Genomic DNA, 11386 nt, shown 5'->3' on the forward strand with positions numbered 1-11386 from the left:
CGGCATGTGGATGGTGTTACGTACGCTCTTATTCGGCATTGATCTGCCCGGGTATGCCTCGTTGTTGACCGCCGTGCTCTTTCTCGGCGGGGTGCAGCTGTTGGGTTTAGGAGTGTTGGGGGAATACCTAGGGCGGGTGTTTGAAGAGGTGAAGCGTCGACCGCTGTATTTGGTGCGGGAGCGCTGGGAGCAAACGGCGCAACGCATGGAGGCTTGAGACCCTGATGGCGACACGCGTGCCATGGCTGAAACAACGAAAGGCGCTGATCGGACTGGCGCTGCTTGATAGCGGCGTGCTTGTTCCGGTGTACAACCTGCTGTTCTGGCAACAGATAGGACGCTGGCCTGGCATTAGCGGTGCCGTGGGGGCATTGGTCGTGATCTGGACCACTTTTTCGTATCTACTCGGACGCTATTCGAACGGGAAAGAAAACAAGTCAATTGCCTCATTGGCGATTGTGGCTCTCATCGTCACAACACTAACCGTGGGAGCGGTCTGGCTTGGCGTTAAAGGCGATGCGCGGACATTGCCTCAATTCCTTCTGCCTCTACTGGTAGTGTCTGGTGCAATCTCAACCGTGCTCGCCAAAAGCATAAATCGCAATACCAGACAAAGAGACAGATGGCTATTGATCGCAAGCAAAGCAGAACAAAGAATCGTTGACGAAGAAGTCAGAAGAGGCTCATCTGATCACCTATTAATTGTCAGTTGCAGCGAAGATGCCGAGATACAAGAAAAACTGAAAACGTGCAATCAGGAAGTCGGAATCGCTATCAGCGAAGAGATCAAACTGGATGATAAAACAATAGAGCAACTACTTACTAGACGCTCAAAAGGTCAACAAGTTATGAAGTTGACAGATTGGTTCGAAAGCCGTTTTCAGCTGATGCCACCCGAGCTGCTGAGTCGTGAGTGGATTGTAATGGCGGACGGATTTAGGCTACAGCCAGACCAGTTCAGCTGGAGACTAAAACGGCTTGGGGACATCAGCTTTGCGTTGTTCCTCTTGCTCATCACCAGCCCATTGGCGCTTGTTGCTGCAATTCTGATCAAGCTGGAAGATGGTGGGCCAATCCTATACAGCCAAATCCGAACAGGCCAATATGAGCAACAGTTCAGAATCTGGAAACTTCGCAGCATGAGGCCTAACTCAGAGCAGGATTCGGCACAATGGGCCACCAAAAACGATCCACGTATCACTCGTGTAGGACAAGTTCTACGCAAACTACGAATTGACGAACTTCCTCAACTCATCAACGTGCTAAAAGGAGAGATGAGCCTGATCGGACCACGGCCGGAACGCCCTGAACTGGAGCGACAGCTGGAAGCAACAATTGATCACTACAGAGTTCGCCATTGGATACGCCCAGGCCTCAGCGGTTGGGCCCAGGTAAGCTATAACTACGGAGCTAGCGTCGAAGATAGCCGCATCAAACTGGGCTACGATCTTTACTACCTACGCAATTTCTCAGCGTGGCTCGACCTGTTGGTTCTCCTGAAAACAATCCGCCTCATAAGCAATGGGAAGGGTGCGTCTCCATCAGATAAGGCTAGGAAGCAGATCTGTCTTCACTCGAAATCAAAAAGTGGGCAAAGAACGAGTATAAAGGGATAGAGAATACATGAACAGGAATTATCATGATCAGCCGCGGTAGGCACGGGAAAGGAATGAGAACACAGGCTTGCACAGTGTTCATCCCAGCCTATAGACAACCCGCATTACTGAAGGGCTGCATCAACTCTGTACTGAATAGCCTGTCTGCGAGAATTGTGATTCTAGACGACAGCGGTGACAACAGCATTCGAGATTGCATAGCTGAAATCAGACGAACCTGGAAAACAGCCACAGTTGAATACATCGAGTGCATGGACTACGAGGCACGAACATCTCACATTTCAAGCTGGAACCGCTATAAAGACCTGATAAACCGCAAGCCCAGTGAACACAGTCTGTATATAAACTTTAGGCACCATGATGATCACTTGCTGACGCAGGAGTCGCAAGGAATCGTGGAGGATCTGGATTGGAGGGCTACAAACGCAATGATTATTCATCCAATCATGACGCCAGCACTGAAGATCGGTCGCATTCAACTTATGCGCTATCACTGCCCTCCAACCCTACAACGTCTTTTGTTAAAGTACCTACCACACGAACTAATTATACTCTTCAACTACATCGGCCCAACAGCTTGTGTCTGGGTAAGGCAAGATCTAGCGTTGAACGCTCCAGCATTCAATGAGAAACTGCAATGGTTGGTGGATGTAGATTGGTATTACAGCTTGGCAAGTAGATGCAAGGTCTCAGAGATTGATGTATCAAGAAATGCGGCGAATAGCTCAGTAATTAATACGCAAAGCATCACCAATCAGCTTTATCCAAGGATTGCCGAGCTACAACAGAAGGAACGGATGAGGATAACCGAGACAGTTCGTATATCGCCGTGGCTTCACCTACTAGCGGCAGTTTTGCGTCCACTCAATCGATTCTTGTCCTGGATTTTGCTAAAGCCAGAGTTGAATCATGGCTCATAGGGATATTAGAAGGCTGGCCAGAACTCTGGTAGGAGTGGTCAATCCAAAGGGAACGCAGTGGTACGTGATCAGCTTTGTCTTGGCCTTTGCCATGAACGTACTATTCACCTTGACCGCAGCGTCATCACTGGGGGCTAAGGGATTCGGAGGCTTCACTCTGTTCGCCACAATGACGCAGCTGGGAGTAACAATAGTAAATGCTGGTTTCTACACCAGCACGATGACAAAAGCCAACATCCATAGTTCACCTAGCCGAGTCAAAACACTTGTCAAAACAAGGTTGGCAACATCTATGATGCTGATCAAGATCCTGGCTATCTGTGCTGCTGCTCCACTCTGTCTGATCAAGCCATCCCTCAGCCTGTATGTATCTACAGGGATGCTCTACATCCTGCTAACAGGAATACAACCACTTTGGCTTTATCAAGTGAATGGCAGGCATGACATATTCAACTCATTGCAAGTTACACAGCGGGTATTCTTCGCGATACCTGCGGTGTTCGCGTTGCACCTTGGCCTTACATTGCCATGGGTCTGCTTAATATTTGCATTATCACCTCTACCAACAACACTTTGGTTTTTCGTGGACAACCAACCACTGAGAAAACTTCTGCATCCCCAACATTGGCTAAGTAGACGGGCATGGAAAGCCACAGCGGCCACGCTGCATAGCGAGTCTAAGTTCCTGCTCGTTGATTTACTCGCCACAATGGCGTCCTTTATGCCAACCCTAATCATCGCCAAAACAAGTAGCTTGAGTCAGCTCGGTGGATATTCACTGGCGGAGCGCTTTAAAAGTTATGTAGTCACTGTCTTCTCACCACTAATCAACTCCCAGTATCAGCGTCTCTGCAAGTACTGCTTACAGGGTTCTTACGACCAGGCATCAATTTTATTGAGCCGCTTTCAACTGGTGGTCGGGGTGCTGGCCCTCAGCATCTCAGTTTTGGCTAGCACCAATCTAGGGAATAATCTGAGCATTTTTGCAAGCGGACAATATCAAGATACGAAACAAGCCTTCTACATATTCACCGTGTTTGTTCCACTCCTCACGGTCAGCGCAGGATTCAACCTGCTTTATTTTTCAAGCCAAAGGCTGACGAAACCACAACAACTTTCTTCGGTCAGCAAAGTCATGCTCTTTGCACTGATCTACTGGCAGAGCCACGGCCCTCTGGGCTCTATCACTGCAGCAGCTATAGCAGCAGTAGCCAGTGAACTACTGGCCACGCTTCTGGCATTCCTAAGCAGCCGCCACAAATCAAATTTGAAACTTCGTCTATGGTAAGCAACGCAGGACCAGGTTGAAGTTAAAGTTGGGTTCAGAGATGTGTAAACACGACTCTGATCAAGCGTTCCAGAGGTTATTGTATCCTGCCGACAACTGCTTGCTTCATACATGAGTAGAGAGAGACTAAAAATCAGAGGAACTCAAAAAGTCGCCTGCAAATCCGCTCAAGGTAATAATAAATAAACCAGGGGGAAACTCGATATGGCTGATTATCGCATGATCGTTAACCGGTTGCCTCTGAAGGAGGATCAGAGGTAGCTCAAATGGGTGAGGCAAAAATAACCACCGTTCTACACTTGGAGCAACCAAGGGAGTCACTTCATGCTCAGCTGGCCTTGATCTCCACAGCCTGAGGGCGAGGCAAAGATTATACTATACTAGATGCATGGCATGTGGAAGTGGAAGAGCTGACGCAATAGGTTATGCCGTGGTCTTCCGCCAAGGGTCTCGACCTAAGGTTTAATATCAAAGCTGTTGGACGGAACCAACAGAGAATCTATCCGCGATAAAGCACCATGAGTGCCCTTGGGTAGTGAAATTACTCCTAGATCGAACTACAGGTGATGACTGTTGCAAATGCCTGATCCATGTCAATATCTCAGTGTTATCCGGCATCCCTGAAAACAGCTCAGATGAATTGCACAGCAGATTCTCGCGTGGAGTTTAGGAGTTTGCCCATAAACCAATGGGTGCAGCTAATTCGTAGGCGTTAACGACCAACCGAGTCTGCTTCAAAAACCAAAAAGCGATCAGTTTTAGCGGCGACAAAAGAAGTAATCCTCGAAGCGAAGAACATCTTAACAGGATCTCTTGAAAACAACCCTAGGCATGGTACAATCAAAAAGACATATTATGATTAGATGAAGAATAGTCTAAAGTCGATTTTAGAAGATGAGGGGCTCAATATATCGGAGAATCCCTTTGGTACTGACAAAGGCGACCATAAGTCCTATATCGACTTTTTTTATGAGTACCACTTCGCTCCTTTTCGGCATAAAAACATATCACTTCTCGAGATTGGGGTCAGACATGGAGCTTCACTAAGACTTTGGTCAAGGTATTTTGAAGACGCCGCGCTATTGATGGGGATCGACAACGGATCCGACCTAGCAATCACACATGAGTCTCCGTTTCAAGCAGACTGGACAAAAGGGAGTAATATCAGGTTTACAATAGCAGATGCGTATACGCAGACAATATCCAACAAAATAGACGAGCAATTCGATATCATGATTGATGACGGCCCCCATTACCTCTGGAGTCAAATAAAGTTTATCGAGCTATATTCATCCAAGCTAAAGCATGGCGGAATTATAGTGATCGAGGACCTGCTTAAAGGATATCTTACCTGTCTTGCATTACTTGTAAAAACTCCTTTGAAATTCCGAGCCTGTATATTTGACTTTAGGTGGCACAGGCCCGGAAGAGATAATATGATCTATGCTTTAAAAAATACCGGCAAAAGGCGATCAGAAGTCCTTCGAAGAGTGTTCCTTTGCGCAAGGTGTTTGGTCATGCTACCTAGAGAAGTTACTCACAATCTCCTCGCGCTATAGACTGCATTGGCAGCCCATTACCCAAGGCATATTCAATCCTATTTGGCTAGGACAATAAGGATTCAACCATTGATACATAAATATCAATCTTCCTCAAACCTTTACAGCCAGTTGTTAATCAAAGAGAGGCTAGAGAATTCCGTTTCTGTGTCATTCAATTCGGATAATCACTTTTTTAGGTGCAAAATGCGGTCAATGGCAAATACGATGGTGTGCCATGGAATTCAAACAGAGTACCTTCAAGCCCGAATTGATGCGATATGTATTGGCAAACCGCAGGAATATATTGGCATCAGCGCAGCGGACCAAGCGGGTGGCGACTTAGCACCGTATCCCCGGGCGCTATGGCGGCAATGCCTTCAACAATGAAAAGGTCAAACTCAGCCTCCACCGCGGGGAAATCTCAGCCCATCACATTCGACTGTGCAGGCAAGTAGACTGCTTCGAGTTGCTGATGCATGAGACTAAGAACTTACCCATGGGTGTGTGCTCTGGCTATCGCGACAGGAAAACGTTAAGCACCCTACCTCTAGCAAGCAAATGCAGTTGAAAGCTGCCAACGGGTTTTTGCATCGACACCAGGCCGGACAACCACATAAGGTAAAGACTATGGACTCCGGTTCTAAGCAAACTCCAAGGACTGGGGGCTGAAGCGTCGCAACGTGATTGCTAAGAAAGCCTCCTGTTCGATCCAATCAAATAGGGAAGGGGCTAAAAGGAAAAAGGATGTGGTGGCAGTTCAGCAAAAACTGAAAGCCTGTACCCAGTCCGATGGTTAATTCACGCTGACAAATGGCCAGAGTTTATCGACAATGCCCACACACGCTTGGCTGAAAAAGCCTAACCGGTAAACGAGGGCATATCATGCACAGATCTCCATTGTAGAAGGATTGCACCTCGACCAAAAGTACACTTTATGAGATGGATCCTCTATGTCGGGTTGATTGGACGGTGCCTGAGGCTCATGCCATGGCTTATAATTAGTACTTGGATTACGAAACACTTACGACCAATTTGGCCATCCAGGGCGAACTCCCCTGGAAGCAATTCAAGAAACCGTTGCATCTGCATCCCCGCCCGATTGCAATTGGAGCCATGAATGGGGCAAGAAGCCTCTGCCTCACCATTCAGGTCCGAACGATATGACCACAAGAACAACCGACAGGCCTGCCACTGTTGTGGTGATCTTCTCCAGAGACCGTGCTCTACAACTCCAGGGCACCCTGGCCTCATTCAAGCTCCACTGCGATGAAGCGAACAACACCAGGATCCTGGTGCTTTATAGGGCCACAGGCCCACATTTCGCAGAAGCGTACCGCCAACTAAAAAACGAACTTGCAGATCAGCTGCGGATCACCTGGCTACAGGAGGAGCGCTTCAAAAACGATTTGCTGAAGGGGCTCAACAGATACGGATCAAACCTCAAGCAGGTGCTGTTCGTTGTGGACGACTGCCTCTTCGTGAGGCCCTTCAGTCTGAAGCAACTCAACCACACCTTGGAGGCTGATCAAGAAGCCATTGGCTTCTCCCTTCGGCTCGGACGCAACACCAGCTGGTGCTACGCCACCGATCGACCTCAAGCCCCCCCGCATTTTGAAGAGCGGCCGGAAGGGCTGCGTTTTCGCTGGTGGGGGCAAGAAGGCGACTTTGGCTACCCGTTGGAACTCTCCAGCTCTCTGTATCGCTGGCGAGACCTGAGGACCATGCTGAAATGGCTCCCCTACAGCAACCCCAACCGTCTCGAGCAAGGCCTCGCGGGACTGCGGATGGCTTGGGCAAAGCGACGCCCTTGGCTTTGGTGTGCAGGGTACTCACTGGCTTTTTGCGCACCGATCAACAAGGTGCAGGCTGTACTGAACAACCGAGCGGGCGACAGCCAAGCCAACGGCGCGGAAGCGTTGAACCAACTATTTCTTAGGGGTAAGCGGGTGGAGGTGGATGGACTAACAGGTTTCACACCAAGGGCCTGTCATGAGGAACTCGTACTCCCCCTTTGTTCACTACCAAAAAACCGCTCGGTGCCAGAGGCGATCGCGGTGATCGTCTCAACGCTGCCGGATGTGAATCCTCAATGGCTCCAACAAGCCTTGACCAGTACAGCGATCGGATTGGAACCGGGTGATGCGATCTGGCTACGGATAGATGGGGGTTTTCTCACTGAAAGCCAACGGCTTGCACTCGAGCAAGCCTCTGCCCCTATCCCACTGGTGATCGATTCCAGTCGACAGCGACAAGGGCTTGCCGCCAGCCTGAACGAGCTGATCGACAAGGTGCTGGAGCATGGCCGATTCAGCCTGGTGGGGCGAATGGATGCTGATGACATCTGCCACCCAGACCGCTTCAAGCTGCAGCGCCGCTACCTAGCCGAGAATCCAGACGTGGACATCGTGGGTAGCTGCTGCCGCGAGGTGGATGAGCAGGGTCAACTGATCCAGCTCAAGCGCATGCCGCTGAACCATGCCGACATGGTGAGGAGTCTGCCTCGACGCAACGTGATCAACCACCCCAGTGTGCTGCTCCGACGCGCCGTGTTCGTCTCAGGGCTGCGCTACCGGCCGGACGTGAGCCTCATGGAGGACTACCACCTGTGGATATCTGCGGTATCTGGGGGATGGCGTATGGCGAACCTTCCGGAGCCTCTTCTTGACTATCGCCGCGATCGCAATTTCTTCAGACGCAGAGGAGGATGGCGCCAAGCGAGAGCAGATCTCCTGGTGCGCTGGCGCGCCATCAGGGAGCTGAAACAGTGGTCGATCTTGAATTTAACACTGATGCTTGCTGCCGGAATAATCCGTTTATTGCCCGCTGATTCACAGGCGTGGTTCTACCGATGGCGCGGGGTGCGCTGAAGCAACAAAGAACTTCTAAAGACTTAGCCATGTGTCTCCAAAAGCCCGCCTAGAAGTTGAGAGGTTTTGTATGCGGTCACTCGCCAATTGAATAAAGCGGCGCGCTGGATACCCTTGCAGCTGAGCTGATCTCTCAGCCGAGGCTCTCGAATGACGGCGTTGACAGCTGAAAAAAGCTCTTCTTCATTCAGTGGGTCAACCAGAAGAGCCGCATCGCCAGCCACTTCCTCAATGGCCGACCCTGCACTCGTCACGACAGGGATGCCGCAAGCCATCGCTTCGAGAATGGGCAGGCCGAAACCCTCCCAGAGACTCGGATACACCAGGGCGAACGCTCTCCGATAGAGATCTGGAAGGTGTTCGGAAGGGCAATAGGGCAGGAACACAACACGATCTTGCAAACCCAACTCTTCGACAAGATTATGGAGACAAGTCGTTTCGGAGGGATGGGACTTGCCAACAAGCAAAAGTCTAAACTCTGGATAGAGCTTGACCAGCCTGCCAAAGACCTTGATGAGTCGCCGGAGATTCTTATGAGGGTATGCTTGCCCAACATGAAGCAAGTACGGAGCATAGTCTGCACTCAAAGAAGGCGCACCAGCCACTGCAGTGAATGCATGATGATCAATTCCCAAAGGAATGACGCTAATGCGGCTTGGTGACACTCTGACTTGCCGCTGGATTTCTTCAGCCGTAAAGCGGGAGTTAGTGATGATGTGAAGGCAATTCCTAAGGAGCGCAGGCACCCAAGTGTGGAAATAGAGGGTCTGCAGATCTCGACCGGGATGGCTGAGGGGGCGCAAATCATGAACCATCACGACCTGAGGGACCAGCTGAGTACCCAAGTAGCCCTCAGGCGCCGGTGTGAAGATCAACGAGGCCCGCTGCAATTGGGCAAGACGGGGAAGCTGAAATTGAGTCCAAACCAGGCGCTGTAGCCGTTGGGAGGCTCCTCCCCTACCCCCTCCAGGTACAAAATGGTGGGGCAATCGCTGGAGCGACGGCAACACGGCCTCGGCGTAAACACCGATGCCGGTGGGCTGAGTCAGCACAGGGCGATAGTTAAGCAGCAGCGTCATCAAGCAAGACCAAGGAGGCGGCGCCTGCCGAATTGCAGCCAGTTGATGGCCCAGCAGACTGCACTCACGGTCCAACCCAGGTGACGACACTGGGCCCTAAAAGTTTCGGCATAAACCTGGCGGATCCGACGGTGACTCACGCCCGCTTGAACCACCTGGAGGATGGAATCGCTGCTATGGACGGTGCGCAACTCAGGTGGGAGTCGCAAGAACCATTCATAGTCGCCGCAGATGCAAAAGCTGGCGTCAAAACCGCCAAAGCGCTCAAACAGGCTGCGTTTGACCAGCATGCCCGGATGCGCAATGACCATCGACTGACGCATGCGACGCCAGGTCCATGACCAGCCCCAATGGCGAAGAAAACGGCCATCCCGGCTGTAGTAGGCATTGCGGGCTGTAATTAGATCAGACTGAATCACAGTCAACGCCGCAATCGCACCGAGACTGCCGGGCTCCGTAAAACGATCATCAGCGCCAACACAGCAGATGTAATCGCCTCGAGCCTGGCTGAGACCACGGTTCCAGGCGTCGTAGATGCCCTGGTCCGGGCAGCTGCTCCAGTGCACACGATGCGAGGGATAGCTTTGGCAATGATCAGCAACAAGCTCTGCCGTGCCGTCGCTGGATGCATTGTCGAGCAACAGCAACTCCCAATCGGTCCAGCTTTGTTCCGTCAAACTCGCCAGTAAACCTGGCAGAAGCTCAGCACAGTTCCAGGTCGCGACAAGGATCGAGATCCGGGGGTGGGTGGCAGAGATCACAGGCCTCCTACAACAGCTCGTATTGCATCGAGATCAACCAGCGAACAACTGATGGGCTCTCCTGCAACGCGCAATGGCTTCAAGGTCACAAGTCCGAGATCCGCTTCGGCATCGCCAAGCACAGCCGCCCAAGGGGCGCCACTGCGGTCGGCGCGCTTGAATTGCTTTGCAAAGGCCGCGCCGCCCGGATCGAGCTCCACTGCAAGACCAAGTCGGCGTAGGCCCCTAGCTAGCAAGAGTGCCGAGCTCTGGGCCAAATCGCCACGGTTGACCACATACAGATCCGGCACGGGGCCCAGTTTCTCCTGCTGGGCTGATTGGGCCAGCAACAAGATCAAACGTTCCATCCCAAGGGCCCACCCAATAGCAGGTGTAGGCGGGCCAGACAGAAGCTCGACAAGACCGTCATAGCGGCCACCCCCGCAAACCGTGGCCTGAGCCCCAAGCTTCGTGGAGGTGATCTCGAAAGCGGTGTGGCTGTAGTAATCAAGTCCCCGTACCAGTCGGGGATTAAACGTAAAGGGAATCTGCAACGCCGAGAGTCCCTCGAGAACCAGATCAAAACGTTGACGGCTCGAAGGAGCAAGCACATCCAACAGAGAGGGCGCCTGCTGCAGCAATGCCTGGGTTTCTGAATCCTTTGAGTCGAGAACGCGTAGGGGGTTCCGTTCAAGCCGTTCCCGGGAATCGGGGTCCAAGCGAGCGCGATGGGCGCTCAGATAAGTGACCAACTCACTGCGGTATCTGGCCCTATCCTCAGTGGTGCCAAGCGAGTTGAGCTCGAGCGTCAAGTCGCCAACTCCAAGCTCAACCAGCAAATCCCAGGCGATGGCAATGGCTTCCACGTCTGAGCGCGGGTCATCAAATCCCAGAAACTCAAGGCCGATCTGATGGAACTGGCGCTGGCGCCCCGCCTGGGGCCTCTCATAGCGGAACATCGGCCCGGAGTACCAGACTCGCTGGGGGCCCTGACTGAGCAGGCCATGTTGAATGGCAGCCCGAACAACAGATGCGGTTCCCTCCGGCCTCAACGTGCAACTCCGTGCACTACGGTCTTCGAATGTATACATCTCCTTACCAACCACATCCGTCGCTTCACCGATGCCCCTAGCAAAAAGGTGGGTAGGTTCGAGGAGTGGTGTGCGGATCTCCCGCACTCCCGAACGACGGAAATGGTCCTGGGCAGTGCCCTCAACACGCTGCCACAATCCGATGGACTCGGGCAGAAGGTCAACCATGCCTCGTAGGCTCTGCACTTTGTCCACCGGCGCCTTGGGTCGAAACAAACGGGTTGAACCCCAGTTTGTCATCTAG

Annotated in this window: 7 protein-coding genes and 1 pseudogene; 5 read left to right on the forward strand and 3 right to left on the reverse strand. The window is 51.8% G+C overall.

Going from position 1 to position 11386, the window contains the following annotated elements; genetic code table 11:
- From ACIQ2E_RS14355 to ACIQ2E_RS14375, 5 genes and pseudogenes are all read left to right on the forward strand, one after another.
- Positions 1–217, forward strand: a pseudogene (locus ACIQ2E_RS14355) (glycosyltransferase); the annotation flags it as partial.
- Between the two features lie 7 nt (positions 218–224).
- Positions 225–1616: an exopolysaccharide biosynthesis polyprenyl glycosylphosphotransferase gene (locus tag ACIQ2E_RS14360; protein ID WP_398332025.1), complete on the forward strand. Its 1392-nt coding sequence runs from the start codon at positions 225–227 to the stop codon at positions 1614–1616.
- A gap of 984 nt (positions 1617–2600) precedes the next feature.
- Positions 2601–3824 carry a lipopolysaccharide biosynthesis protein gene (locus ACIQ2E_RS14365; protein WP_398332028.1) on the forward strand — a complete coding sequence of 408 codons (1224 nt, stop codon included), beginning with the start codon at positions 2601–2603 and terminating at the stop codon, positions 3822–3824.
- A gap of 863 nt (positions 3825–4687) precedes the next feature.
- Positions 4688–5383, forward strand: coding sequence for a class I SAM-dependent methyltransferase (locus tag ACIQ2E_RS14370; RefSeq protein WP_398332031.1), 696 nt, complete (start codon positions 4688–4690; stop codon positions 5381–5383).
- A gap of 1178 nt (positions 5384–6561) precedes the next feature.
- Complete coding sequence (locus tag ACIQ2E_RS14375) at positions 6562–8232, forward strand: glycosyltransferase (RefSeq protein ID WP_398332034.1); 1671 nt, start codon at positions 6562–6564, stop codon at positions 8230–8232.
- Between the two features lie 23 nt (positions 8233–8255).
- Here the strand turns inward: ACIQ2E_RS14375 and ACIQ2E_RS14380 are convergent, their stop codons facing one another.
- The 3 genes from ACIQ2E_RS14380 to hisS are packed head-to-tail and all read right to left on the reverse strand — an operon-like array spanning position 8256 to position 11337.
- On the reverse strand, positions 8256–9311 hold the full coding sequence (locus ACIQ2E_RS14380; RefSeq protein WP_398332037.1) for a glycosyltransferase family 4 protein: 1056 nt from the start codon (positions 9309–9311) through the stop codon (positions 8256–8258).
- A complete protein-coding gene (locus tag ACIQ2E_RS14385) occupies positions 9311–10072 on the reverse strand; it encodes a glycosyltransferase (protein WP_398332040.1) in 762 nt (253 codons plus the stop codon). Before ACIQ2E_RS14385 ends, ACIQ2E_RS14380 begins: the two co-directional genes overlap by 1 nt.
- Complete coding sequence (gene hisS / locus ACIQ2E_RS14390; protein ID WP_398332043.1) at positions 10069–11337, reverse strand: histidine--tRNA ligase; 1269 nt, start codon at positions 11335–11337, stop codon at positions 10069–10071. Before hisS ends, ACIQ2E_RS14385 begins: the two co-directional genes overlap by 4 nt.
- Between the last annotated feature and the right edge of the window lie 49 nt (positions 11338–11386).

Source organism: Vulcanococcus sp., from assembly GCF_044369115.1.
Lineage (GTDB): Bacteria > Cyanobacteriota > Cyanobacteriia > PCC-6307 > Cyanobiaceae > Vulcanococcus.

Bases quoted from the DNA above. Each gene is read 5' to 3' on its own strand.
- ACIQ2E_RS14360 (WP_398332025.1), top strand. From the start codon at position 225: ATGGCGACACGCGTGCCATGGCTGAAACAACGAAAGGCGCTGATCGGA.
- ACIQ2E_RS14370 (WP_398332031.1), top strand. From the start codon at position 4,688: ATGAAGAATAGTCTAAAGTCGATTTTAGAAGATGAGGGGCTCAATATA.
- ACIQ2E_RS14380 (WP_398332037.1), bottom strand. From the start codon at position 9,311: ATGACGCTGCTGCTTAACTATCGCCCTGTGCTGACTCAGCCCACCGGC.